24 protein-coding genes are annotated in these 25,511 nt (G+C 68.3%); 10 read left to right on the top strand and 14 right to left on the bottom strand.

Going from position 1 to position 25,511, the window contains the following annotated elements:
- Positions 1–62: 62 nt before the first annotated feature.
- Positions 63–1,046: an amidohydrolase family protein gene (locus tag AB0P21_RS35280; protein WP_363702695.1), complete on the bottom strand. Its 984-nt coding sequence runs from the start codon at positions 1,044–1,046 to the stop codon at positions 63–65.
- Between the two features lie 101 nt (positions 1,047–1,147).
- On the opposite strand from AB0P21_RS35280, the gene AB0P21_RS35275 reads away from it, so the two are divergent.
- Entirely contained in the window at positions 1,148–2,140 is a 993-nt protein-coding gene (locus AB0P21_RS35275) for a TetR family transcriptional regulator (protein ID WP_363702693.1), read from the top strand.
- A gap of 1,172 nt (positions 2,141–3,312) precedes the next feature.
- On the opposite strand, the gene AB0P21_RS35270 is transcribed toward AB0P21_RS35275, so the two are convergent.
- The gene (locus AB0P21_RS35270; RefSeq protein ID WP_363702691.1) at positions 3,313–3,681 is read right to left on the bottom strand and encodes a YciI family protein; all 369 of its coding nucleotides are present in this window, start codon (positions 3,679–3,681) and stop codon (positions 3,313–3,315) included.
- A gap of 105 nt (positions 3,682–3,786) precedes the next feature.
- On the opposite strand from AB0P21_RS35270, the gene AB0P21_RS35265 reads away from it, so the two are divergent.
- Complete coding sequence (locus AB0P21_RS35265) at positions 3,787–5,301, top strand: NAD(P)/FAD-dependent oxidoreductase (protein ID WP_363702689.1); 1,515 nt, start codon at positions 3,787–3,789, stop codon at positions 5,299–5,301.
- Here the strand turns inward: AB0P21_RS35265 and AB0P21_RS35260 are convergent.
- Positions 5,243–6,397, bottom strand: coding sequence for a citrate/2-methylcitrate synthase (locus AB0P21_RS35260; protein ID WP_363702687.1), 1,155 nt, complete (start codon positions 6,395–6,397; stop codon positions 5,243–5,245). The genes AB0P21_RS35265 and AB0P21_RS35260 overlap by 59 nt on opposite strands.
- Before the next feature lie 75 nt (positions 6,398–6,472).
- Here AB0P21_RS35260 and AB0P21_RS35255 point away from each other — a divergent pair, with 75 nt between their 5' ends.
- A complete protein-coding gene (locus AB0P21_RS35255) occupies positions 6,473–7,630 on the top strand; it encodes a citrate/2-methylcitrate synthase (RefSeq protein WP_363702685.1) in 1,158 nt (385 codons plus the stop codon).
- Here the strand turns inward: AB0P21_RS35255 and AB0P21_RS35250 are convergent.
- Positions 7,623–9,071 (bottom strand): hypothetical protein, encoded by a 1,449-nt coding sequence (locus tag AB0P21_RS35250; RefSeq protein WP_363702683.1) that lies wholly within the window; start codon positions 9,069–9,071, stop codon positions 7,623–7,625. The two genes, AB0P21_RS35255 and AB0P21_RS35250, sit on opposite strands and share 8 nt — an antisense overlap.
- Before the next feature lie 32 nt (positions 9,072–9,103).
- Positions 9,104–9,994, bottom strand: coding sequence for a MurR/RpiR family transcriptional regulator (locus AB0P21_RS35245; protein ID WP_363702681.1), 891 nt, complete (start codon positions 9,992–9,994; stop codon positions 9,104–9,106).
- Between the two features lie 109 nt (positions 9,995–10,103).
- On the opposite strand from AB0P21_RS35245, the gene AB0P21_RS35240 reads away from it, so the two are divergent.
- On the top strand, positions 10,104–10,643 hold the full coding sequence (locus AB0P21_RS35240; protein WP_363702679.1) for a GNAT family N-acetyltransferase: 540 nt from the start codon (positions 10,104–10,106) through the stop codon (positions 10,641–10,643).
- 92 nt (positions 10,644–10,735) lie between these two features.
- On the opposite strand, the gene AB0P21_RS35235 is transcribed toward AB0P21_RS35240, so the two are convergent.
- From AB0P21_RS35235 to AB0P21_RS35220, 4 genes are all read right to left on the bottom strand, one after another.
- Positions 10,736–11,542, bottom strand: a complete 807-nt coding sequence (locus tag AB0P21_RS35235; RefSeq protein ID WP_363702677.1) for a tetratricopeptide repeat protein — start codon at positions 11,540–11,542, stop codon at positions 10,736–10,738.
- 193 nt (positions 11,543–11,735) lie between these two features.
- Complete coding sequence (locus AB0P21_RS35230) at positions 11,736–13,610, bottom strand: NAD-binding protein (protein WP_363702675.1); 1,875 nt, start codon at positions 13,608–13,610, stop codon at positions 11,736–11,738.
- Entirely contained in the window at positions 13,531–15,204 is a 1,674-nt protein-coding gene (locus AB0P21_RS35225) for a methylmalonyl-CoA mutase family protein (protein ID WP_363702673.1), read from the bottom strand. Before AB0P21_RS35225 ends, AB0P21_RS35230 begins: the two co-directional genes overlap by 80 nt.
- A gap of 103 nt (positions 15,205–15,307) precedes the next feature.
- Positions 15,308–15,823 (bottom strand): MarR family transcriptional regulator, encoded by a 516-nt coding sequence (locus tag AB0P21_RS35220; RefSeq protein ID WP_363702672.1) that lies wholly within the window; start codon positions 15,821–15,823, stop codon positions 15,308–15,310.
- A 70-nt stretch (positions 15,824–15,893) separates the two neighbouring features.
- On the opposite strand from AB0P21_RS35220, the gene AB0P21_RS35215 reads away from it, so the two are divergent.
- Complete coding sequence (locus AB0P21_RS35215; RefSeq protein WP_363702670.1) at positions 15,894–16,643, top strand: maleylpyruvate isomerase family mycothiol-dependent enzyme; 750 nt, start codon at positions 15,894–15,896, stop codon at positions 16,641–16,643.
- 21 nt (positions 16,644–16,664) lie between these two features.
- Here AB0P21_RS35215 and AB0P21_RS35210 read toward each other — a convergent pair whose 3' ends face one another.
- Complete coding sequence (locus tag AB0P21_RS35210) at positions 16,665–17,012, bottom strand: VOC family protein (protein ID WP_363702668.1); 348 nt, start codon at positions 17,010–17,012, stop codon at positions 16,665–16,667.
- Positions 17,013–17,193: 181 nt separating this feature from the next.
- Between AB0P21_RS35210 and AB0P21_RS35205 the strand changes: the two genes are divergently transcribed.
- Both AB0P21_RS35205 and AB0P21_RS35200 read left to right on the top strand, forming a co-directional pair.
- Positions 17,194–18,054, top strand: a complete 861-nt coding sequence (locus AB0P21_RS35205; protein WP_363702666.1) for an aldo/keto reductase — start codon at positions 17,194–17,196, stop codon at positions 18,052–18,054.
- Between the two features lie 33 nt (positions 18,055–18,087).
- The gene (locus AB0P21_RS35200; RefSeq protein ID WP_363702664.1) at positions 18,088–18,915 is read left to right on the top strand and encodes an oxidoreductase; all 828 of its coding nucleotides are present in this window, start codon (positions 18,088–18,090) and stop codon (positions 18,913–18,915) included.
- On the opposite strand, the gene AB0P21_RS35195 is transcribed toward AB0P21_RS35200, so the two are convergent.
- The 4 genes from AB0P21_RS35195 to AB0P21_RS35180 form a co-directional block, all read right to left on the bottom strand.
- Positions 18,906–19,637 (bottom strand): PH domain-containing protein, encoded by a 732-nt coding sequence (locus AB0P21_RS35195; protein WP_363702662.1) that lies wholly within the window; start codon positions 19,635–19,637, stop codon positions 18,906–18,908. The two genes, AB0P21_RS35200 and AB0P21_RS35195, sit on opposite strands and share 10 nt — an antisense overlap.
- Before the next feature lie 107 nt (positions 19,638–19,744).
- Positions 19,745–19,903, bottom strand: a complete 159-nt coding sequence (locus AB0P21_RS35190; protein ID WP_203590655.1) for a hypothetical protein — start codon at positions 19,901–19,903, stop codon at positions 19,745–19,747.
- Positions 19,904–20,195: 292 nt separating this feature from the next.
- Positions 20,196–21,152 (bottom strand): methylmalonyl Co-A mutase-associated GTPase MeaB, encoded by a 957-nt coding sequence (gene meaB / locus AB0P21_RS35185; RefSeq protein WP_363702659.1) that lies wholly within the window; start codon positions 21,150–21,152, stop codon positions 20,196–20,198.
- A 49-nt stretch (positions 21,153–21,201) separates the two neighbouring features.
- Positions 21,202–22,419: an acetyl-CoA C-acetyltransferase gene (locus tag AB0P21_RS35180; protein WP_363702657.1), complete on the bottom strand. Its 1,218-nt coding sequence runs from the start codon at positions 22,417–22,419 to the stop codon at positions 21,202–21,204.
- A 94-nt stretch (positions 22,420–22,513) separates the two neighbouring features.
- Between AB0P21_RS35180 and mce the strand changes: the two genes are divergently transcribed.
- From mce to ccrA, 3 genes are all read left to right on the top strand, one after another.
- Complete coding sequence (gene mce, locus AB0P21_RS35175) at positions 22,514–22,948, top strand: methylmalonyl-CoA epimerase (RefSeq protein ID WP_363702655.1); 435 nt, start codon at positions 22,514–22,516, stop codon at positions 22,946–22,948.
- An 85-nt stretch (positions 22,949–23,033) separates the two neighbouring features.
- Positions 23,034–23,969, top strand: coding sequence for a sensor histidine kinase (locus tag AB0P21_RS35170; RefSeq protein ID WP_363702653.1), 936 nt, complete (start codon positions 23,034–23,036; stop codon positions 23,967–23,969).
- 160 nt (positions 23,970–24,129) lie between these two features.
- Positions 24,130–25,467 carry a crotonyl-CoA carboxylase/reductase gene (gene ccrA, locus AB0P21_RS35165; RefSeq protein ID WP_363702651.1) on the top strand — a complete coding sequence of 446 codons (1,338 nt, stop codon included), beginning with the start codon at positions 24,130–24,132 and terminating at the stop codon, positions 25,465–25,467.
- Positions 25,468–25,511: the final 44 nt, after the last annotated feature.

The raw sequence follows: 25,511 nt of genomic DNA, 5'->3' as shown, positions 1-25,511 counted from the left end.
CCTTCCCAGCACGATCACTGTCCCGCATCGCTCCACCCCACACCATCACCCCAGGCCGAGTGTCAGGTCAGCCGGAACAGTCTCTCCGCGTTACCGGACGCGATCTTCTCGCGATCCGCAGCGTCGGGGACGGCCGCGAAGAACTGCTCGATCGCCGCCGCGTCGGGCTGGTGGAAGGGGTAATCGGTAGAGAACAGCACCCGGTCAGCGCTGGTGAAGTCCAGGGTGTGCCGCAGCAACCGCTCCTGGAGCATCCCGCTGCTGGTGATGTGGATATTGGACTGGATGTACTCCGAGACCCGCCGGTCGAGATGCTTGGCGATCGAGGACAGGCTGTCGACCCGGTCCATCCAGAACAACAGCATCTCGCCCCAGTGACCAAGGACGAGCTGGAGATCAGGGTGACGATCGAACGTGCCCCGAAGAATCAGCCGCAGCGCGGAGAGCCCCGCCTCCAGATGCCACCCCCAGCCGAACGTCGCCAGGCCGAGATCGGTCAAGGGATCAATCCCCCGGTACGCCGCATCGCGCAGGTCGTCGGTCGGGATCTGCGGGTGAATGAAGATCGGCTGGTGCAAGCGGGCCGCGGTGGCGAACAGCTCGTCGTACGCGGGATCGTCGAGGGTGAGGCTTCCGGCGCGCCCGTGAACCATCGCGCCGACGTGCCCTAGTTGCGTGGCAGCCCGTTCGAGCTCGGCGGCGGCCGCTTGTGGATCGCTGGTCGGCAGGGTCGCGAGTGCACGGAAGCGATCTGGGTGTGCGCTGACGGCGGCTGTTGCTTGATCGTTCGCTTCGCGCGCCAGCACCACAGCCTCTGGGCCCGGCAGCGCTTGCGTGGCGGGCGTGACGACCGAGAGCAAGGAGATGTCGATCCCGGCAGCATCCATCGCCTCGATCCGGCCCTGACCGATGTCCTCGAGCCGAGCCTGGGTGTCGCCCCGGCTGTTGAAGGCGACACTCTCGTCCCGCGCTCCCTGCGGCAGGCGGTCGAGCGCGTCGCGGATGCCGACGCTGTTCCAGTGTTCTTCAATCGCGATGATCTTCATGGTGCTTGTCTCCTTCAGCCGGCGGAGGCGGGTCGTGGTTTCGCTCATCGCTTGTTGAGCCAACAGTAGCCCACTCGCTCAACGACTGTAGAGTGAGTGCTGTGAGTGAGCCGACAGACGCACAAGAGCCAACTGATCCGGGTACGCCGACTGCCGCGGGTGAGGCAGACACTGGTGGACTGCCTGCTGCGGGTGAGGCGGACACTGATGAGGTGGCTGCAGGCGAGGCGGACACCGGTGAGGTGGCTACTGTGGGTGAAGCAGATGCCGGCGAGCCGAGGAGCAGGGCCGAGAGGCGGGCTGCCACCGCCGAGCGGATTCTGGCCGCCGCACGCGAGGAGTTCGGCCAACGGGGCCTGGAGGCCACGACCATCCGCCGGATCGCCCAGCGCGCGAACGTGGACCCCTCCCTCGTCATGCAGCACTACGGATCAAAGGCCGCCCTCTTCGCCATGGCCATCCAGATGGAAGATTCCGCTCCGGAGGAGGTCGAGGCCCACCTGCACGACGTCCTGGATGTCCGACTCGCAGCCCTACCACCCGAGACCAGAGCCCTGGTCCGCTCCATGCTCACCGCCCCCGAGGCAGAGGCCGCGATGAGCTCCTTCCTCAACGAACGAGTCACCAACCTGAGCGGCGCCCTCGACGGCGAGGACGCCGAACTCCGTGCGGCCCTGATCGTCAGCAGCATCCTCGGACTCACCATCGCCCGCCACTTCCTCAAACTCGAAGCGTTCACCACCGCCTCCACCGAAGACATCACCCGAGTAGCCCGCCCTTGGATCACCACCGGAGTCACCCCCACCCCCACCCCCACCCCCACCGCCGACCTCACCACCTCCGACCCCGTCCCCACCAACGCCGCCGACCCTGCCGATCTCACCCCCACCGCCGACCTCACCCCCACCACCTCCGACCCCACCGCCGACCCTGCCGATCTCACCCCCACCGCCGACCCCACCACCACCAACCCCGCCCCCGCCGCCGACCTTGCCGATCTCGCCACCACCGCCGACCCCGACCCCACCGCCGACCCCGACCCCATCGCCGCCCCCGACCCCGGCACCGCTCAACAAGCTGCGCCACCGTCGTAGACCGCCACCGTCGCCCGCTCCTTCCCCAGCCCCTCTAACCTCCAACGGAGGCAATCAGGAGCCCCGAAGCCGGGAGCGTCGTACCCAAAGGCCGCCGCGCACGCCTAATGCGGGCCGCCTCAAAGCGGGCGAGCATGTACAGGTCAGCCCGGTACGGCCGGTGTTGTCTGTCCGGCACCGCGCGCCCGATGAGGGGCAGCCGAAGCGGGCCACTCGGTACTGAGTGCCTGGCGCGGAGTAGCCCCGTGCAGGTGTTCCCGGGCGCGGAGTGGCCGGCGCCGGGGTGCCCGACACGGAGCTGTCCGGTGCAGGTGTCCCACGCGGAGCTGCCCGGTGCAGGTGTCCGACGCGAAGCTGCCCGGCGCAGGAGTCCGACATGGAGCTGCCCGGTGCTGTGTCTGACGCGGAGCTGCTCGGTGCTGTGTCCGACGCGGAAGTGTTCGTACAGGTGTCTGGCCCAGAGGTGCCCCGTACAGGCGTCCGGCGTGAAGGTACCCCGCGCAGGTGCCCGACGCGGAGGTGCCCGGTGCAGGTGCCCGACGCGGAAGTGCCCGGTGCAGGTGTCTGGCCCAGAAGTGCCCCATACAGCCTCCGGCATGGACTACTCCGTGCAGGTGTCCGACACGGAGCTGCCCGGCGCAGGAGTCCGACATGGAGCTGCCCGGTGCTGTGTCCGACGCGGAAGTGTTCGTACAGGTGTCTGGCCCAGAGGTGCCCCGTACAGGTGTCCGGCGTGAAGGTACCCCGCGCAGGTGCCCGACGCGGAGGTGCCCGGTGCAGGTGCCCGACGCGGAAATGCCCCGTGCAGGTGTCCGGCAAAAGGGGTGCCCATGCGGTGCAGGAACTGTCCGGCCTGTGCAGGAAGTTGCCCGCCCAGGAGTTGTCCGCGCAGAGGTTGCCCGGCACAGGAGTTATCCGCGCAGAGGTTGCCCGGCACAGGAGTTGCCCGCGCAGAGGTTGCCCGGCACAGGATTTGCCCGGCACAGCGGTAGCCCGGTACAGGAGATGCCCGGCACAGCGGTAGGCCGGTGCAGAAGCAGCGCGGTCCAGGGTTGCTCCCAGTACAGCGGTGGCATCTGCGCAGCGGTGGCTCCGGCGCAGAGTTGGCGCGGTGCAGGGAATCGCCCGGGGCAGGGGCGCCGCGGCTGGGTGCGGCGGCGCCCCTTGCGGGGTCAGGCTGGGGGGCCTGATTCGCCTGAGGTGTCCATCAGGGGGCGGATTTCGATGTTGCCTGAGGGGCAGAGTTTGGCCAGGGCAAGGGCTTGGTCTAGGTCTTTGCACTCGACCAGGTAGAAGCCGCCGAGGGCTTCCTTGGTTTCGATGAACGGGCCGTCGGTGACGATGGGGTTGCCGTCGGGTTGCTTGACCGTGCTGGCCGTGGTCGAGCGGTCCAGGGCTGCTCCGCCGAAGATGCTGGCGCCGGCTGCCTCGACTGCTTCGGCGAAGGCGTTGTGCAGCTTCATCGTCGACTGCCACGCCTCGGGCGTGATGTTGTCGTACCACTCTTCGCTGTCGAACAGCAGGAACATGTACTGCGCCATTGCTGGCTCCCTCGTCTCGGGGTTTCTCTTGGACATCTTGCTGACGAACGGCCGCGGACGGAATCGACAACACCCCCAGGATCAACTTTTCGCCTACTGTTGACCATGTACTCAACAGGAACCGAGGAGGAACTCGTGGTGCACCTGGACGTGTTGATCGTCGGGGCCGGTCTGTCCGGAATCGGCGCCGCCTACCGCCTGCAGACTCAGGCGCCAAGCCACTCCTACGCGATCCTGGAGGGGCGCGCCGATCTCGGTGGCACCTGGGACCTGTTCCGCTATCCCGGCGTGCGTTCCGACAGCGACATGTTCACCCTCGGCTTCCCCTTCCACCCGTGGCGGGCCGCGAAGGCCATCGCCGACGGCCCGTCGATCCTCAGCTATCTCCACGAGACGGCGGCGACGTACGGGATCGACAAGAACATCCGCTTCAACCAGCACGTCGTACGGGCGTCCTGGTCGTCGGACGAGGCACTGTGGACAGTCGAGACGACCACGGACACCTACACCTGCTCGTTCCTCTATGTCTGCAGCGGCTACTACAACTACGACTCCGGCTATGTCGTGGACTTCCCCGGTCTCAAGGACTTCCAGGGGGAGGTCGTGCACCCGCAGCACTGGCCCAAGGACCTCGACTACTCCGGCAAGCGCGTAGTGGTGATCGGCAGCGGCGCCACCGCCGTCACCCTGGTGCCAGCCATGGCGCCCACCGCTGCGCACGTGACCATGCTGCAGCGCTCCCCCAGCTACGTCGCCTCGCGTCCTGCGGCCGACGCCTTCTCGGACAAGCTCCGGGCAGTACTGCCGGAGAACCTGGCGCACCACCTCATCCGCGGCAAGAACGTCGCCTTCAGCAGTGCCGTGTACGGCGCCTTCCGCCGCTGGCCGGCGCATGCGGCCTGGCTGCTCAACAGCACTGTCGCCAAGGAGTTGCCTGACTCAGTACCGGCCGACCCGCACTTCACCCCGCGCTACAAGCCGTGGGACCAACGCCTGTGCCTGGTGCCCGACGCTGACCTCTTCCAGGCCCTACGGGACGGTACTGCGTCAGTGGTGACCGACGAGATCGACACCTTCACCCCCGACGGCATCCGGCTGCGCTCCGGCGAGGAGCTGCCGGCAGACGTGGTGGTGACCGCCACCGGTCTGCAGATGGTCGCCCTGGGCAAGATCGAGCTGACTGTCGACGGCGAACGAGTGCATCCGCACGACACGTTCGTTTACAAAGGCATGATGCTGAGCGGCGTCCCGAACCTGGCCTGGTGCATCGGCTACACCAACAACTCCTGGACCCTCCGCTCCGACCTGACCTCGCAGTACGTCTGCCGGCTGCTCAACCACCTCGACGCCACCGGCAGCGCCATCTGCGTCCCGGAGATCGACCCGGCCGAGTACGACGCTCCGCCGCGGCCTGTGGTCGACCTGTCCTCCGGCTACATCCGCCGCGCGGCCGCCATCCTCCCCCGCCAGGGGTCATACGGCCCCTGGCGGCTCCGCCAGAACTACCCCCGGGACCTGGTCACCCTCCGCTTCGGCCGCCTTGCCGACGGCGTCATGCGGTTCAAGCCGGCAAAGGCGCTGGCGGGGGCGGGCCGACGTAGCGGGCCGACGGGCGGATGATCTTGGGATCGCCCGACTGTTCGAGGATGTTGGCGGTCCAGCCGATCACGCGGCTGGTCGCGAAGGTCGGCGTGAACATGGGCCGCGGCAGGTCGCACAGGGACATCACCACGCCGGCGTAGAACTCGACGTTGGCGTAGAGGTTGCGGCCCGGCTTCAGCTCGGCCAGCACCTCGACGATGCGCTGCTCGACCGTGGTGGCGAAGTCGACGAGGTCGCCACCGAGATCGCGGGCGATGTCGCACAGCATCAGGGAGCGTGGGTCCTCGGTGCGGTAGACGGCGTGCCCGAAGCCCATGATCCGGTCGCCGGCCGAGACCTTCGCGTGGACCCAGGCGTCGATCCGGTCCGGCGTACCGATCTCGTCGAGGCTGGCGAGAGCACGATCCGGCGCGCCGCCGTGCAGCGGCCCCGAGAAGGCGCCGATGGCTCCAGCGACCGCCGAGACGACATCGGCCCCGGTCGAAGCGATCACCCGAGCGGTGAACGTCGACGCGTTGAAACCGTGGTCGATGGTCGAGATCAGGTAGTGCTCGATCGCGCGTGCCTTGGCGGCCGTCGGCTCCTCGCCCGTCACCAGGTAGAGCCAGTTGGCCGCCGTCGACAGGTGTGCTCGCGGTTCGAGCGGCTGCAGCCCTTCGCGCAGCCGATACAGCGCCGCCAGGATCGTCGGCGTGACTGCGCAGACCAGCATCGCGTCCGCCTTCCGCCGTGCCGGGTCGGCGTCCCACAGTGGCGGGAGCTCGCGAGCAGCGGCCAGTAGCGACAGCGCAGTACGGAGGCCTGCTAGCGGATTGAAGGACGACCCTGCAGCGGCAATTGCCGCTAGAGCAGCCTGCACTTCGGCTGGCAGCATCCTCAGCGATGCGATCTCGGAACTGAAGGCATCGCGCTCAGCCGCGGTCGGCAACCGCCCCTCGTACAGCAGGAACCAGACGTCCTCGACCGTCATCGCCCGGGCCAGGTCGATCGCCGAGTACTGCCGATAGTGATAAAACCCTTCGTCACCCCGTACGTCGCCCAGCCGGGTCTCGGTGACGACGACGTTGCGCAGTCCGGGCGGTACCTCGATCGGTTCATTGACTGTGATTGACATGGAATTCAGCGTTGATTGGCAATCAAGTATTGTCAATGTTGATCCAGTCAACATCAACGCTCCGGGAGCGCGGCGATGACGCAGCAAGGTGACGAGAATTACCTGACCACGGCCGAGGTCGCCCGGCGGCTGAAGGTGAAACCAGAGACCGTCTACGCCTACGTCAGCCGCGGCCAGCTCACCAGCGTCCGGGCGCGTGGCCGCCGCGGCAGCCTGTTCGCCGCCGCCGAGGTGGAGCGCCTGGTCGGCCGCACGGTCGACCATCCAGGAGCGATCGAGCGGATCGAGACCCACCTGTCGCTGCTTCAGAACGACGAGCTGTACTACCGCGGCCACCTGGTCCGCGACCTCGTCAATGGTCACACCTTCGAGTCGGTCGCCGAGTTGCTCTGGACGGGCGAACTGGCCCCGAGCGAGCCGTTCGCGGCGCCGCCCGAGCTGGTTGACCTCGCACGCCAGGCGATGGCAGTGGCACCAGCCGGCGCCCGGACGGTCGACCGTCTGCGGATCGCGGTCGCAGTACTGGGTGCCGCGGACCCACTGCGGTTCGACCTGGACCCGGCGTCGATCGTCGCTACCGCCAGGCAACTACTCGGCGCGCTGGTCACCGCACTGCCAGGAGAGCCGCTCGACGGCGGACTCGCCGCGAGACTCTGGCCGAAGCTGTCGCCGAGACCCGCTCGCCCCCACCTGCTGAACTCCACCCTCATCCTGCTCGCCGACCACGGCCTGGCCGCATCGACCATCGCCGCACGCGTCGCCGCCAGCGCCCGGGCCAACCTGTACTCCGTGGTGTCGGCCGGCCTCGGCGCTCTCGACGGCCAGTACCACGGCGCCGCGACCACGCTCGCCTACCAGTTCCTCGACCGTGCCCTCGATGATCCCGTCAAGGCAATCTCCGACGAGCTCCGGTCAGCCAATGCACTCCCCGGCTTCGGCCATCGCATCTACCAGCGGCGCGACCCACGGGCCGAGGTGCTGTTCGGCCTGCTCGCCGACGAGCCGGTGATGGACCGCGTCCACGACATGACCGCCAAGGTCAACAGCTTCCCGAACAGCGACTTCGCCCTGGCCGCGCTGATGCACGCCTACGACCTGCGCCCCGATGCGGGCGAGGCGTTGTTCGCGCTCGCCCGCATCGTCGGGTGGACGGCCCACGCCCTGGAGGAGTACGCCGAACCAGGGCTCCGATTCCGTGCCCTAGGCAACTACACCGGCCCGGCGGTCACCTGACCTTCAAGCGCAGCAGGGTCGCCGCGCCCGGCGCCAGACTCACCGGTACTCCACTCCCCCGCAACCCGCCGTACGACTTCGAGATCGCCTGGAACACCTCGGCCCCGTAGACCTTCGCCGGGTCGACCGCCACGGCGGCGCGGGCGGACGCGCTGTGGGAGCGGTTCGCGACCAACAGCCAACGATCCTTGACCGTCGCGTCCCGGCTCCGGAAGGTGCCGACCACAACAGGTTGACCGGTGATCCCGGTGACCAGGTCGGTCGGCGTGAAACCCACGGTCCCGTTGGGAAGTGGGGTTTCGTTGGCATGGACAACCGACTCGGAGACCAACGGTTTCAGCTCCCGCCCGACCTGGTGCAGCCAGCCGGTGTTGATCTTCTTCGAGGCGTTGTAGCGGCTGGTCCGCTTGCCGTCGACGGTGATCAAGGCCGGTCCGAAACCTTCGCCGCGGGCTGCTTCCGGAGTCCAGTAGGTGAAGTACTGAATGCCTTTCGCTCCGTACGCGAGGCTGATGTTGACCTGCCACAACAGTTCGGCGGCGGTCGGCTCGCGGTGGCCGTTGTAGGCGAGTGTCTGGATGAAGACCCAGGCCGGTACGTCGCCACGAAGCGCGGCGTCGCGGACGATCGCCCAGTTGTGGAAGTAGTTCGCGTCCTCGCGCCCCTCGGACAGCAGCGGGTAGCGGTCGAAGGACACCAGCGAGGGCTTCACGATGTCGACGAAGTCGCGGTAGTAGGCGGGATCGTCCGAGGGCAGGAGGTTGATGTAGGGCAGCAGGTTGGGGGCCAGTTCGCGCGAGATGGCGAGGGTCTTCGCCAGTGGGCCGAACCAGCCTGCGCCGGGTTCGTCGTAGAAGTTGAAGCCGGCCAGGGAGGAGTAGGGGCCGTAGGCGTCGCGGGCGCGGGTGTAGAACTCGCGGGCTTCGGCCGGGGTGATGGTGAGGAAATCGGCGGGGCTGTCCGAGATGGAGAACCAGCGCGACATGTTGCGGATCTGGATGTCGTCGGAGATCAGCATCTGCAGACCGGCGTCGCGGGCGAGCGCCAGCTGGTACTGGAAGATGTTGCCATCTCCTGCGTAGTTGCCGGAGAGGACGAAATCGAAGCCGGCCTCGGCGATCTCCTCGAATCGTGATGCGGTGCTCGCGTACGGGTGTGGGGGCCAGAACAAGCCGATCGGGAAGTCCGGGCCGCCGGTCAGCGGCAGGGTGTCGGGTGATGGGATTGCAGCACCGGAAGGCAGCGCTGCGGCAGCGCCAGCCTGGCCGGCCGCGAGCCCGGCGCCGGACGCGCCGGTCGCGCCGGACGCGAGCGCGGCCGCGGTCTCGCCGGTGGCGTGCGCGGTCGCAGCCTGGCCGGTGGCGACCGCGGCGGCGGTGGCGCCGGCGCCGAGCAGCAGCGAGCGGCGGCTGGGTCCGAGGATCTGGTGCGGGCTTTGCATACGAAATCTCCTCTGTGGGCGGGCGAGGACTGCTAGCCGGGGCGTCTGGTCCGATGCGGTGACACTGCCTCGGCGGTGGCTTCGAAGAACTGTTCCGACAGGGTGTAGTCGCGTTGCGCCACACCGATGTACAACGCGTCCAGGACCAGCATCTGGGCGTGCCGGCCGGCCGGTCCGCCGGTCCGGAAGGTGACGTCGCGGGCGGCGGTGAGCAGGACGATGTCGGCGGCGCGTGCGAGCGGCGACCGTGGATAGTTGGTGATGGCAACAGTTCGGGCGCCTTGCCGGCCGGCCCGTTGCAGTGGCTCCAGTACTTCGGTCGTCTCGCCGCTGTGGCTGATGCCGACGGCAACATCTCCGACGCCGAGCAGCGCGGCGCTGGTGAGGGCGTTGTGGACGTCGCTCCAGCAGTTGGCGCCGCGTCCGATCCGATGCAGCCGCAGGCGCAGATCCTCCGCGACACAAGCGGATCCGCTGACGGCGAAGAGGTCGATCCGGCGAGCGTCGGAGACCGCGCGAACCGCCTCGCCCAGCGCGGCGACATCAAGCTCGGCGACCGTGTCCTCGAGAGCCCGCGCGTCGGCGCGGAGCAACGTGCGCAGTACTTCGCCGAGGCTGTCGTCCGGGCCGACCTCGGCGCCCGCGCCCCGCTCCCAACTCGTGCTGCTCCGGCCGCTCTCGGCCGCCAGCATCAGCCGCAGTTCGGCGTACCCGGTGAGGCCGAGGGCCAGACAGAAGCGCGTCACGCTCGGCAGTGACGTCCCGCACCGGGCCGCCAGTTCGCTGATCGTCGACGACGCCACCGCCGCCGGATCACGCAGTACCTCGTGCGCGACCCGGGCCTGTGCCGGGCTCAATCCCGGTAGCAGGCCGTGGATCCGCGCCTCGATGCTCGGCGGGGGCGATGACTCCAGCACGTTCACGTGAATGATTCTCAGAACCGATGACCAGAGATGTCAATAGTTCACAGCAGCGGATCCGATCGGCGATCCCAGGCGTACAGGCCACTGGATCACCAGAGAGGGACAGACAATGCGGAAACAGACGCTCACACCGACGATCCGGCGCGCGACCGTCGACGATCTCGGCGCACTGCACGACCTGGCCGAGCGCGCCGTCTTCGAGCTGCTCGGCAGTCACTACACCCCTGAGCAACTGAGCGCTGCGCGCGAGGTCGGGATCTACCAGGTCGAGCGCGAGCTGATAGAAGCCGGCGGGTACTACGCGGTCGAGATCGACGGCGTAGTGGTCGGCGGCAGCGGCTGGAGTGATCGAGGCGAGTTCGGTCCGCCGGGACAGCTGGCGGGCGAGGCAAGGGCGGATGAAGCCACGGCCACCATGCGGGCGACGTACGTCGATCCCGGCTGGAGCAGGCGCGGACTGGCGACGATGCTCGCCAAGGTGACGGAGGCCGCTGCCTGGGAGGCCGGCTTCCGGATCTTCGAGGCGATGTGCACTCCGGCCAGCGAGGCGTTCCGCACGACGCTGGGCTATCACCTGGTCGAGCGGGTCACCACGACCTTCTCCGACGGCACCGAGTTCCAGGGTGCGCGGATGCGGAAGGTCTGCTGAACCCATCCCAATTGATCCCGTCCCAGCTGAGCCCGTCCCGGAGAGCTGAGCCTCCGGAACGGGTCAGACAGTGCGGCTCAGAACAGTGCGGCTCAGAACAGAGCAGCCATCAGCCGGCGGCGGGCCTTGACCACTCGCTCGTCGTCGGCGCCGACCACCTCGAACAGCTCCAGCAGGTGCAGGCGAACCGTGTTGCGGTCGTCGCCCGAGGTCAGCTGGATCGTCTTGATCAACCGGGCGAACGCGTCCTCGACGTGACCGCCCATCAGGTCCACGTCGGCGACGAGCTGCTGCGCCTCGATGTCCTCGGGGTTGTCCGCGGCACGGGTGCGCACCTCGGCCGGTACGTCGCGGGTCCGCTTCACCAGCTGCACCCGGGCCAGCCCGGCCTTCGCCTCGGCGTCACTCGGGGTCTCCTGCAACAGCGCCTCGTACGCCTCGATCGCGCCGTCCAGGTCACCGGCGCCGACCGCGTTCTCGGCGGCCTCGTACCGCGGGTCCACCTCCGGCTCGGCCGGCGCTTCCGCCGCGTCGCCTACCGGGCCGACCGGGTCGGTGCGACCGGTGATGCCGTTGGCAACCGCCACGGTCAGCAACTGCTCCAGGTACTGGCGTGCTTCGGGATCGGAGACGGCACCCTGGAAGAGCGGGACGACCTGACCACGCAGTACGGCGATCACCAGCGGGACGGTCTGGACGCCAACCGCCTGAGCCAGCTGCTGGTTGGCGTCGATGTCGATCCGGGCCAGCAGGAACTTGCCGGCGTACTCGGTGGAGAGCTGGAGCAGGACCGGCGCAAGCGCCTGCGACTCCGGCGAGCGCGGCGACCAGAATTCGACCACCACGGGGACCTGCAGCGACCGCTCGATCACGTCCGCCTGGAAGGTCGGCTCGGTCACGTTCAGCACATATGCGCCACCGGCCGAGGCACCTGGTCCACCCGGCGCTCCACCAGGGCCGCCCGGGGCTCCAGGGGCACCGCCGGGCCGCGGCGCGGGCGGCCTCCGCAGGGACGACAGATCGATCGCTCCCGGTCGGGAGAAGTTCGGCTGGCTCACCGCTGTCCTCGCATTCCGTGCTGACTGCTTACGTTCATGGCTCTATCCTCCCCGACGGACCCGAACGGCGTGGCGCGCGGGTGGCCAGCAGCAGTCTGGCCAGCCCACTCCGGGTGCCGGCGACAGCGATCCGGGTGCCCGGAGTGACCTCTTCCTCGAAGCCGGGCGTCCAGTCCCACTGGCTGCCATCGCCAGTCCGGGCGAGCACTCGCAGGCCACCTGGCTCGTCCAGTTCACCGAGTCGCTTGCCGACCGCCACCGAGTCCGGCTCGACCCTGACCTCGGTGAGCAGCAGCACCCGCCGACCGGCCGGAACGGTGGTCTGACTGCGCCTGTTCGCGACGGCGGCGGCGATCGCCGGCGCGACCAGCATCGACACGGACCGGCTGTGGCCGAGCCCGAGTTGCCGCTCGACCCGCTGGGCCAGGTCGTGGTCGAACATCCGCATCGTGATCCGGGCGTCCGTGTTCAGCTCGTGCACGACCATCGCGGTCTCGAGATTGGTGATGTCGCCGTCGGTCAGCGCGAGCACCGACTGGCAGCGCTCGACCCCGGCCGACCGCAGCGTCTCCTCGTTGCTGCTGTCCCCGATGATCACCGGGATCCGCAGCCGATGCGCGGTCTGTACGCCGGGAGCGTCCTCGTTGTGCTCGACTCCCACGACGGCCACGCCACGCTCGACCAGGATCTCGAGCACCCGGGCGCCGACCGTACCGAGCCCGCAGACGATCACGTGGTTGCGCGGCCGGCCGCGCACGCCGCCGATCACCCGGGACAGCCGGGCACCGATCAGCGAGTCGACGATCACGGCGGTGAGCAGGGCCATCAGCACGATGCCGGTCAGCTGGACCACGACCGCCGCTACCTTGGCGTACGGCTTGGCGTTGGAGAACGTGTCGTCCTCGATCCCGGCCGAGGTGACCGCGCCCGCGGCCAGGTAGAGCGCGCGGAGCCAGTCGATGTGGGCGATCCAGTGCGTCAGCGCAGTACCGGCCAGCACCAGGCCGGCCATCACCGCGGCGATCGTCCGGACCCGCCGGTCGAGGACGTCCCGGGTGGCCATCAGCCAGCCCGCCCGGCGGACGTCCTTCTTCCGCCAGACAGGGCGAACACCCGAGCCGAGCACGATGTCGCCGGCCGGATCGGCGCTGTCGACCGGGAGCAGCTCCGGGGTCGCCGACGAGGTGGTGTCGGCCAGCACGGTCAGATGCGGGTCGCGGATCAGTTTGGCCGGGCCGGCCACCATCCGGCGGCCGCCGATCTCGACCCAGGTCAGCTCGTCGTCCTCCAGCGCGTCGGCCACGAACGCGGGCGCGGCCAGCGACGGGCCGGAGATCACCACGCAGTCGCCGAGCAGCTCGTGCAGCTGGCCGCCGAGCCGCGGGTTGACCATCTGGATGATGATCCGCAGTTTCGGGTCCATGTCGCGGGCGGTCAGCGCGGTGTGCACGTTGCGGACGTCGTCGGTGTCCAGCAGCACCAGGGCCCGCGCGTTCACCGCGGTGTCGTCGGCGGCATCGATCCCAGCGCGGCGCAGGATCGACTCGTTCAGCACCCGGACGCCCACCACCTGGGCGCCGAGCTCGCCGATCCGCTCGAAGTGCCGCGACTCCGGGTTGACGATCGCCGTCACGTGCTCACCCGAGCTCACCAGCTCGGTGACCACCCGGAGCATCGTCCGGTCGGAGCCACACACCACCACACCACGGCCGTCGGACGACGCGGCCGGGCCGCCACCCTCCAGTGGTTTGCCCCGGCGGCGCGGCGCCCGGCCGCTGCCGCCTGCGCCGGCCGGGTCGGCCGGCGTACCGTCGGGGTCTGCCGGAACCTCAGAAACGGGCGGGCTCTCGGTATTCGCCCCACTCGATCCGAAGAACGTGACAGATCTCCCCCATCGTGGCCTCCGCACGCGCCGCCTCCAGCATGGGTTCGATCAGACTGCCGGTCCCTCGGGATGCCTCGACCAGCGCCGATAGCGTACGACGCACCAGGGCCTCGTCGCGTTGGGTCTTGCGCGCCGCGAGCACCCGGCACTGGTCGACCTCCACCTCGTGGCTGACCCGGAGGATCTCCAGCTGGCCGGCCACCGTGTCGGTCTGGGTGTTCACGCCGACGATCTTCTTCTCGCCCTTCTCCAGCTTCTTCTGGTACTCGAAGGCCGCGTCGGCGATCTCGGCCATGAACCAGCCGTCCTCGATCCCGCGCAGGATCCCGCCGGTCATCGTGCCGTCCGGGCTCATCTCCTTGATCCGGGCGAAGATCGCCTCGGCCTCGGCCTCGATCTGGTCGGTCAGCGCCTCGACGTACCAGGAACCGCCGAGCGGGTCGGCGACGTTGGTGACGCCGATCTCCTCCATCAGCACCGACTGGGTCCGCAGCGCGATCTCGGCCGACTGGTCGGTCGGCAGCGCGAGCGTCTCGTCGAGCGCGTTGGTGTGCAGCGAGTTGGTGCCGCCGAGCACCGCGGCCAGCGCCTCGACCGCGGTCCGGACGACGTTGAGCGTGGGCTGCTGGGCGGTCAGCGAGACGCCCGCGGTCTGGGTGTGGAATCGCAGCCACTGGGCCTTGTCGGACTTGGCGCCGTACACGTCGCGCATCCAGCGGGCCCAGATCCGGCGGCTGGCCCGGAACTTGGCGATCTCCTCGAAGAAGTCCAGGTGACTGTCGAAGAAGAACGACAGGCCGGAGGCGAAGTTGTCGATGTCGAGGCCTCTGGACAGCCCCAACTCGACGTACCCGAAGCCGTCGGCCAGGGTGTACGCCAGCTCCTGCGCGGCCGTCGAGCCGGCTTCGCGGATGTGGTAGCCGGAGACGCTCAGAGGCTTGTACGCCGGGATGTTGGCGGCGCAGTACTCCATCAGGTCGCCGATCAGGCGCAGGTGCGGCTCGGGCGGGAAGAGCCACTCCTTCTGCGCGATGTACTCCTTGAAGATGTCGGTCTGCAGGGTGCCGTTGAGCTTGGTGATGTCGGCGCCCTGCCGCTCGGCCGCGACCAGGTACATCACGAAGGCCGGTACCGCGGGGCCGGAGATCGTCATCGAGGTGGTGACGTCCTGCAGCGGGATGTCCTTGAACAGCCGGTCCATGTCGGTCGCGCTGTCGATCGCGACACCGCAGTGCCCGACCTCGCCGAGCGACTTCGGGTCGTCGGAGTCGCGGCCCATCAGGGTCGGCATGTCGAAGGCGACGGACAGCCCGCCACCGCCGGAGTTGAGGATCATCTTGTACCGCGCGTTGGTGTCCTCGGCGTTGCCGAAGCCGGCGAACTGGCGGATCGTCCAGGTGCGGCCGCGGTACCCCGTGGCGTGCAACCCCCGGGTGAACGGGAACTCGCCCGGCCAGCCGATCCGCTCCATCCGTGGGTCGTCGACCCCCTCCGGCGGCCCGTAGACAGGCTGGACCTCGGTGCCCGACAGGGTGGTGAAATCGGCCTCACGGCGCCGCGATGCGTCGTACCGCTGCTGCCACCGGCTCTGTCCGGCGGCGATCTGCTCGGCGTCCACTGGGCCCTCCTCGGGGTTCGTCTCACCCCAAAGTACTTGGACGTCCTACTAAATACCACTGACGCATAGGTCTTGCACAGCTTCGGCCGCTCGGCTGACCGGGTCAGTCGTCGTCGGGGTCGAAATCGCCGGCGGTCTGGCGGAGTGGGAGCAGCACGGACCAGAGCATTTGCAGCTGGTCGTCGGTGAGCCCGCGCAGGGCGAAGTCGGCGTCGACCAGGTCGGCGGTGGCGCGCTCGACCAGCTCGCGACCCTCGGCGCTGATCTCGCAGAGAATGGCGCGGCCGTCGTCGGGGTGCGGCGTACGGGTGACCAGACCGGCCGACTCCAGCCGGCGGACGATCGAGGTGACCGAGGTCGGATGCACCTGCAGTCGCTCCCCCATCTTGCCCAGCGGCAGCGAGCCGCGGCGCGAGAAGGTCAGCAGCACCAGCGCCTCGAACCTCGCGAACGTCAGTCCGTGTTTCCTGAGGATCTCGTCGAGTTCGCCGATCACGATCTGCTGGGCGCGCATCAGCGACGTGACCGCGCGCATCTGCTCGACGGCCCCCCAACGACGCCCCCACTGCCGCGAGGCCTCGTCGATCGGGTCGAACGGCAACGGTTTCTTCCTCGCCATGGGCGCAACGTTAACCGCTGTCCCCGCGTGGTCCGGGAAACTGTCGGCGGAAGCTGTCATCCTTTCCTGCATGTCTCTGCCGCCCGAACACGCCGCCTTCTATCTGGCCTGCCTCCAGCGCGACTCCGCCCGCCTCGCCGAGGTCGGCCGCCTCGGCCTGCCGGCCGACGTCCCCAGCTGCCCCGACTGGACCGTCGAGACGGTCCTTCGGCATGTCGCTCAGGTCTATCTGCACAAGATCGAGATCCTGCGGCTGGGTGCTCGGCCCGACCCGTGGCCGCCTGCTGAGCTTGAGCAACGCGATGCCCTGGAGCTCTTCGACGAGTCCCGCTTGGCGATTGTCGACGCCTTGTCATCGGCAGGCACCGAGCTGGAGACGTGGACCTTCTCCCCGACCGACAAGACCTCGGGCTTCTGGTTCCGGCGGATGGCGCAGGAGACCGCGGTCCACCGCGTCGACGCCGAGCTCGCCCACGACGTCGTCACGTCGATCGACCGCGAGCTGGCGCTCGACGGCATCGACGAAGTACTGACCTTGATGCTCGGCGGGCCTTGGTGGGAAGAAGGCGACACCGAGCATCCTGTCGACGCGACGATCCGGATCACGTCGGTGGGACGGTCGTGGACAGCTCGGCTCGATGGGGTCAGCGCGACGGTCGTGGCTTCGGCCGAGGGTGAGGTCGACGCCGAGGTGTTTGGCGAGCCGGACGATCTGCTGCTGTGGCTCTGGGGCCGGCGTGAGCTCAACATGGAGCAGTCGGCCGGCGATGACGCCGCGGTGCGCGAGTTCCGGGCTCGGGTTGCGGAGTGCACCACCTGAGTTCGCGCCCGCCTTGGATTGCTACTGATCCTGCACGAGCCCCAGCACGTTGCCATCGAGATCGGTGAAGGACGCGACCAGCCGTCCTCCACCGACATCTCGCGGCGAGTCCTTCACCGTGGCCCCAGCAGCAGTCACCTCGGCGAGCTTCGCCTCGATGTCGTCCACATGCCAGTAGGCCAACTGCGAATCCGGACTCTGCGGCCCGGCCGGCACCAACCCGATCTGCTGCCCTGCCGTCTCGAAGCCGACGTAGTACGGCGACTCGACCTGCGGCTGGATCCCCAGCAGCGCGGCGTACAAGGCGGTGGCCTTGGCCAGGTCGGCTACCGGGTGCAGCACGGTCTTGATGCCCTGAGTCTCGCTCATCAGTACTCCCGAAGTGTGTGGGTTTCTCCTTGCCCACAAACTTAGTTCTGCCCTCGGGGCTGACGCTTCTTGATTCCTGACCGGTCGAAAACCTTTGCGGCGTGAGGCCTGGGAGGGTCTGCTGGTACCTGTAACACCGGGGACTTCCACCTGTGATGCGGACGGGTGTTTGCTGGGCGACATGGATCAGAACGTCACCTTGAACAACGGCATCACCATGCCCGTCCTCGGCTTCGGGGTCTTCCAGATCCCCGACGACCAGACCCAGGCAGCGGTCGAGGCCGCGCTGCAGGCGGGTTACCGGCATCTCGACACAGCGTCGGCGTACGGCAACGAGGAGGCGGTCGGCGCCGCGATCGCGGCCAGTGGCATCGCCCGCGACGACCTGTTCGTCACGACGAAGCTGTGGATCCAGCACGCGCCGACCGGCAGCGTCGAGGACGACACCATGCGCGCCTTCGACGCCTCGCTCCGGCGCCTCGGTCTCGACCAGCTCGATCTGTACCTGATCCACCAGCCACTCGGCGACTACTACAGCGAATGGCGCGCCATGCAACGCCTGTACGCCGACGGCCGGACCCGCGCGATCGGGGTCTCGAACTTCCACCCCGACCGGCTGGTCGACCTGATCGAGCACAACGAGATCACCCCTGCGGTCAACCAGATCGAGACGCACCCGTTCCACCAGCGCCTCACCGACCAGGAGCTGATGCGCGAGCGCGGCGTACAGCTCGAGTCCTGGGGTCCGTTCGCCGAAGGCCGCAACAACCTGTTCACCGATCCCGTCCTCACGGCGATCGCCGAGGCACACGGCAAGTCGGTCGCCCAGGTCGTCCTGCGCTGGCTCGTCCAGCGCGACGTCGTCGTCATCCCCAAGTCCGTCCGCCCGGAGCGGATGGCACAGAACCTCGACATCTTCGACTTCGCCCTCACCGACGCCCAGCTCCAGCAGATCGCCACGCTCGACACCGGCGAGAGCCAGTTCTTCGACCACCGCGACCCCGCCATGGTCAGCGCCCTCGGCGGCCGCAGGATCGACTGACCTCCCTCCGACCAGCACCTGAATGGGAATCTCATGACCACCTGGCTCATCACCGGCTGCTCCACCGGTCTCGGCCGCGCGTTTGCCGAGGCCGTTCTCGACCGCGGCCACAACGCTGTCGTCACCGCCCGCGACGTCGCCACAGTGCAGGACCTGGCCGACAAGTACCCCGGCACCGCACTCGCGCTTCCGCTCGACGTCACCGACGACGCGCAGGTCGCCGCAGCAGTCGATGCCGCCGAGAAACGGTTCGGCGCGGTCGACGTACTGGTCAACAACGCCGGTTACGGCTACCGCGCCGCCGTCGAGGAAGGCGAGGACGACGCCGTCCGGCAACTCTTCGACACGCACGTCTTCGGCACCGTCCGGACGATCAAGGCCGTTCTGCCCGGCATGCGCGCCCGCCGTACCGGCACGATCGTGAACCTGTCCTCGATCGGCGCCCGGATCTGCCCCGAGGGCTCCGGGTACTACGCGGCCGTCAAAGCGGCGATCGAAGCGCTCACCCTGTCGCTGCGCAAGGAGGTCGCGCCGCTCGGCATCACCGCCATGGTGGTCGAACCAGGCGGCTTCCGCACCGACTTCGCAGGCCGCTCACTGACCCAGGCCGCCGTACCGATCGCCGACTACGCCGACACCGCAGGCAAGCGCCGCAAGGACCAGGACACCGGCCACGGCAAGCAGCCGGGTGATCCCGCCAAGGCGGCGTCCGCGCTCATCCAGGCCGTCGAGTCCGACTCGCCGCCGTACCTGCTGCTGCTCGGCAACGACACCTCCGACGGCTTCCGCGCGGCACTCGACGCGTTGCGCGCAGAGGCCGACATCTGGGAAGACCTCAGCCGCAGTACGGACTACTCGTGATCCGGGTCGTCAGTCCAGTTCGCGCGCTCTGAGTTGAAGATCGACTTGCTCGACTGACCCACGGTCCGCGTGGTCGTCGCGTGATGACTCGGCGCGGTCGTGGTCGTGGTGCTCGTGCTGACCTCGGCCGCCGTGTTCATCCCGATCGGACCCGTGCCGTCGTCGTCGGAGTCGTCGTCGTCTCCCTGGACGACATCGACGCTGGCAGACGCCCGCAGACCGGTCCGCTGGATGACCCGCTGGATCGTCAGATCACGATCGTCGGGCCGGCTGACGAACCGGATCTCCCGGAAGCCCTGGTCCTGCGCGGCCGACTCGAAGACGAAGTGGCCGTAGCCGAACATCCGCCCGATCAGGGGCTTCTGCAGGGTGATGTCCAGGATTCGCGCGATCGGGGTGGTCGCGACGGTCTGGGAGAAGACGCCGCGGATCCGCATCACGCGCATGTTCGTGACCACGAACCGGTCACGATGCTCGGTCAGGAACTTCCAGAACGCATGGGCCAGCAACACCAGTACGATCACCAGCACCGCGCCGGCGCCTTTCGGCGGCAGCCACAACATCGCCACCAGCAGTGCGGTGGCCAGGATCACCTCGAGGATCGGTACCGCGAACACCACCCAGTGGTGCCGCACCTCGTCGATGACGACCTCGCCCTCGTCCGAGATCAGATGGCGCCTGACCTTCGGATCGAAGATCCTGAAGAGGCCTATTCCGGCCATCCGCTCACTCCCCTGTCCACCCGCTGTCGGCCCCGTGGCCTATCACCGAAGTCACTACAGCCAAGTGTCCCGCACGAATGCTCGTAACGGGACACTTGACCGAAGGCTCAGTTGAACAGCGCGGACAGGAACGTGATCACGCTCCCGAACGCATCGCCGACGGCCGAGAACGCACCTCCTACGGCATCTGCGGCGTTCTCCGGCTGTGTGAACAGATAGAACGCCGCAAAGGCGATGACCAGCCAGATCAGCAGCTTCTTCGGCATGTCACCACTCCTCGTTCGCAACCAACTCGGTCGACTGTGTTTGTATCACGGATAGTCACCAACTGTCACTGACTGAACACAGCCCACCGCACAATGCTCACCAGCTTCAAGACCCATTCTGTAACGGATCAGGGGGCAGGGTGGTCATCGGCGCGCCGCGCTGAGACGGCGACCCCGAAAACCACCGAAATGCAGGGTTACCTGCCCGTATTCGGATGTGACAGAGAGTCGCCGAGTGTGTCATTGCGCCGCCCGAGTGATCCTGCTCACTCACCAGAAACAGCAGTGGAAATCAAAGCGCGTCGAGCAGTTCGTCGGCCGCGGAGTACGGGTCGGTGCCGCCGTCGGCGACCTTCGCCGCCAGTACGTCGAGCCGCGCGTCCCCGTGCAGATGCGAGAACCGGGACCGCAGCGCCGTCATCGCGATCGCCTCGATCTCGTCCCGGGCCCGGCTGCGGCGGCGCTCGGTCAGCACGCCGTTGCCGGTCATCCAGGCCAGCCGCTCCTCGATCGCGACCACCACCTCGTCGATCCCTTCGTTGCGCGAGGCAACTGTTTTCAGGATCGGCGGGGTCCAGGCGTCCGGACCGTGCTCGGCCAGCCCGAGCATCGCGCGCAGGTCGCGGGTGACGTTCTGGACGCCGTCGCGGTCGGCCTTGTTGACCACGTAGATGTCGCCGACCTCGAGAATGCCCGCCTTGGCCGCCTGGATGCCGTCGCCCATCCCCGGCGCCAGCAGGATGATCGTCGTGTCGGCCATCCCGGCGATCTCGACCTCGGACTGGCCGACGCCCACCGTCTCGACCAGTACGACGTCAAAACCCGCCGCGTCGAGCACCCGCAGCGCCTGCGGCGTAGTCCAGGCAAGGCCGCCCAGGTGCCCACGCGAGGCCATTGAGCGGATGAACACGCCGGCGTCGGTCGCGTGGTCCTGCATCCGCACCCGATCGCCCAGCAACGCGCCACCGGAGAACGGCGACGACGGATCCACAGCCAGTACTCCGACCCGCTTACCAGTCTTCCGGTACGCCGAAACGAGCGCCGACGTCGAAGTCGACTTCCCCACCCCTGGCGACCCCGTGATGCCGATGATGTGCGCCTTGCCCGCGTGCGGCGACAGCGCCGCCATCACCTCACGCAGCAACGGCGACTCGTCCTCGACCAGCGAGATCAGCCTGGCGACAGCCCGAGCGTCTCCGCCCCGGGCACGCTCGACCATCTCGGCAACCGGGGCAGTCCGTCGGGGCATCGGCTCTTCTGTCAGTTCGGGGATGAGTTCCAGAGACTAACCCCTACGGTCAGCCCTTCTGGGGCACCCGCACGATCAGGGCGTCACCCTGGCCGCCACCGCCGCACAGCGCAGCTGCTCCAGTACCGCCACCGCGACGCTGCAGCTCCAGCGCCAGGTGCAGCACCAGCCGAGCGCCGGACATGCCGATCGGGTGACCAAGAGCGATCGCGCCGCCGTTGACGTTCACCTTGTCGAGGTCCACATCGAGTTCACGGGCGCTCGCGATACCGACGGCCGCGAAGGCTTCGTTGATCTCGATCAGGTCCAGCGAGGCAGGCTCGATGCCTTCCTTCGAGCAGGCCTTGACGATCGCGTTGGCCGGCTGGCTCTGCAGCGACGAGTCCGGTCCGGCGACCGAACCGTGCGCGCCGATCTCGGCCAGCCAGGTCAGGCCCAGCTCCTCGGCCTTCGCCTTGCTCATCACGACCACCGCACAGCCGCCGTCGGAGATCTGCGAGGCAGAGCCAGCAGTGATCGTGCCTTCCTTGCCGAACGCCGGCCGCAACCGCGCCAGCGTCTCGACCGAGGTGTCACCTCGGACACCCTCGTCGGTGTCGAAGACGATCGGGTCGCCCTTGCGCTGCGGCACCTCGACCGGCACCACCTCGTCGACGAAGACGCCGTTCTTCCAGCTCTCGGCGGCCAGCTGGTGCGACCGCGCGCTGAACTGGTCCTGCTCCTCGCGGGTCAGCTTCAGACCGGACTCGTTGGCCTGGTCGGTGAGTGCGCCCATCGCCTGATCGGTGAAGGCGTCCCACAACCCGTCGAAGGCCATCGAGTCGACCAGCGTCGTGTCGCCGTACTTGTAGCCCTCGCGCGACTTCGGCAGCAGGTGCGGGGAGTTCGTCATCGACTCCATCCCGCCGGCCACCACCACGTCGTACTCGCCGGCCCGGATCAGCTGGTCGGCCATCGCGATCGCGTTCAGGCCGGACAGGCAGACCTTGTTGATGGTGATCGCGGGCACCGACATCGGGATGCCGCCCTTCACCGCGGCCTGCCGGGCGGCGATCTGGCCGGCGCCGGCCTGCAGCACCTGGCCCATGATCACGTACTCGACCTGCTCCGGCGCGACACCGGCCTTCTCCAGCGCGCCCTTGATCGCGAAGCCACCGAGATCGGCGCCGGTGAAGCCCTTCAGGCCACCCAGCAGCCGACCGATCGGCGTCCGCGCGCCGGCGACTATGACAGTGGTGTGCTGCGAGCTGTGAGTGGTGTCAGACATGCCTTCCACGATACCTGCGAGCACACTGGTACGGGGTTGTCGATCGGATCACACTCAGTTGGAAACGGCGCGCGAACTAGGCCAATCTGGGCGCATGGACGTCACCGGCACGCAGACACTCTTCGAGGCGATCGATCACGTCGGGATCGCGGTCGCGGACTTCGACGAGGCCGTCCGGTACTACGCCGAGACCTTCGGCATGACGGTCGCGCACGAGGAGACCAACGAGGAGCAGGGTGTCCGCGAGGCGATGCTCTCGGTCGGCGACTCCGGTTCGTCGATCCAGTTGCTCGCGCCGCTGTCCGACGACTCCCCGATCGCGAAGTTCCTGACCGCCCGCGGCCCGGGCATCCAGCAACTCGCGTACCGCGTCCGCGACCTGGACGCCGTCTCGGCCACCCTGCGCGAGCGCGGCGCCGTCCTCCTGTACGACGAACCCCGCCGCGGCACCGCGGGATCGCGGGTCAACTTCCTGCACCCGAAGTCGACCGGCGGCGTCCTGATCGAGCTCGTCGAGCCCGCCTCTTGAGCGCTGTCCGTCAGTGCTCCCGAACGCTGCGTGACGACCCTCCCGCCACGCCGCCGGGTGGCCCATTCAGGACTACCCTGTTGACGTGCTGATCGACAGCGCCCCTGACGCAACGAACGGTAGTCCCGCCGGTTTCCTGCACGATGCCTTTGTCTACGCCGATGACGATGAGTTCGTGCGCCGAGCAGCTCCGTTCCTCCGCGACGGCCTGAACGCCGGCGAGGTGGTCCTCGCCGCGCTGCCCGAGGCGCGCATTTCGTTGCTGCACGGCGAACTCGGCGACCTCGCCGACCAGGTCGCCTTCGTCGACATCGCCGAGGCCGGCCGCAACCCGGCCCGCATCATCCCGCTCTGGGCCGAGCTGCTGACCGAGCATCCCGGCCGAGCGGTGCGTGGCCTCGGCGAGCCTGCCTACCCCGGCCGCACCGCTGCGGAGTACGCGGAGGCCGAGCTGCACGAAGCCCTGCTGAACGTGGCGTTCGAGCACTCCGGACCGTTCCGGCTCCGTTGCCCGTACTCCGCGACCGTGGTCGCCGCCGGACTCGATCCGGCCGGCACCCACCCGGCGGCCGATCACGACCCGTCGGCCGACTGGTCGGCGAATGCGCAGAAGCTCTTCGGCACGCCGCTCCCCGCAGTACCGGTGGGCGCTCGGCGACGCGACTTCAGGCTGACCGAGCTGACCGCAGTACGGCGCTGGGCGGCCGATTGGGCGCTCGGGCACGGCTTGCCGGCCGAGCGGGTCGACGACCTGGCGCTGGCGCTGCACGAGATCTGCACGAACAGCATCCGGTTCGGTGGCGGCTGGGGAATGTTGTCGCTGTGGCTGCAGGACCGAACCCTGATCCTCGACGTCGCCGACTACGGGCGGCTCGACAACCTGCTGGTCGGCCGGGTGCTGCCGCCGATCGACGGGCTCGGCGGCCGTGGCGTCTGGCTGGCCAACCAGCTCTGCGACCTGGTCCAGCTCCGGTCCGGCAGCGACGGCACCCAGGTCCGCCTGCACTGCCGCCTCGATTGACATCGAAAGCACTTCGGGGGGTAAGACCAGCAAACCCACTGGACTGACAAAGTGACAGTCGTCTCAACGACTGCGACCTCCATCACAGAAGCCTTCAAACCGGGGCATACTCGTCGGTAGATTCCGCTTTCACCCGGCTCCACCCACCTGGAGGTACGACGTGAAGGAAATCCTCGACGCGATCCTGGCCGGCGATACGCCCGCGGAGGACTTCGGGCAGCTCGCGGTCCCGGAGCACTATCGCGGCATCACCGTGCACGCCGACGAGACCGGGATGTTCGAGGGCCTCGCCACCAAGGACAAGGACCCGCGCAAGAGCCTGCACCTGGACGACGTGCCGACCCCCGAGCTCGGGCCGGGCGAGGCGCTGGTCGCCGTGATGGCGAGCGCGATCAACTACAACACGGTCTGGACCTCGATCTTCGAGCCGGTCTCCACCTTCAGTTTCCTCAAGCGGTACGGGAAGTTGTCGCCGCTGACCGCCCGGCACGATCTGCCGTACCACGTGGTCGGCTCCGACCTGGCCGGCGTCGTACTGCGGACCGGGCCTGGCGTGAACGCCTGGAAGCCCGGCGACGAGGTGGTCGCGCACTGCCTGTCGGTCGAGCTGGAATCACCCGACGGGCACAACGACACGATGCTCGACTCCGAGCAGCGGATCTGGGGTTTCGAGACGAACTTCGGCGGGCTGGCCGAGCTGGCGCTGGTGAAGTCCAACCAGCTGATGCCGAAGCCCGAGCACCTGACCTGGGAGGAAGCCGCGTCGCCGGGGCTAGTGAACAGTACGGCGTACCGGCAGCTGGTGTCGCCGAACGGCGCCGACATGAAGCAGGGCGACGTCGTCCTGGTCTGGGGCGCGTCGGGCGGGCTGGGGTCGTACGCGACCCAGTTCGCGCTGAACGGCGGGGCGATCCCGGTCTGTGTGGTCTCGTCGCCGGAGAAGGCGGAGATCTGCCGGGCGATGGGCGCCGAGCTGATCATCGACCGGTCGGCCGAGGGCTACAAGTTCTGGGCCGACGAGCACACCCAGGACCAGAAGGAATGGAAGCGGCTGGGCGCGAGGATCCGCGAGCTGACCGGTGGCGACGACCCGGACATCGTCTTCGAGCACCCCGGCCGGGAGACCTTCGGCGCCTCGGTCTTCGTCGCGCGCAAGGGCGGCAAGATCGTCACCTGTGCCTCGACGTCGGGCTTCATGCACGAGTACGACAACCGTTACCTGTGGATGAACCTGAAGAGCATCATCGGCTCGCACTTCGCCAACTACCGCGAGGCCTGGGAGGCGAACCGGCTGATCGCCAAGGGGATGGTGCACCCGACGCTGAGCCGCGCCTACCCGCTGGAGGAGACCGGCCAGGCGGCGTACGACGTGCATCGCAACCTGCACCAGGGCAAGGTCGGCGTGCTGACGCTGGCGCCGTCCGAGGGCCTCGGCGTGAAGAACACCGAGCTGCGGGAACAGCACCTGACCAAGATCAACCGGTTCCGGAACAGGTGAGGCTCGTTTTCCACAGGGCCGGTTGGCGTGGTGGGCGGGAGTTC

The organism is Kribbella sp. NPDC056861 (genome assembly GCF_040687575.1).
GTDB lineage: Bacteria > Actinomycetota > Actinomycetes > Propionibacteriales > Kribbellaceae > Kribbella.
Note: the sequence above shows the minus strand (reverse complement) of the source record. Positions and strands in the feature narration are given on the sequence as shown.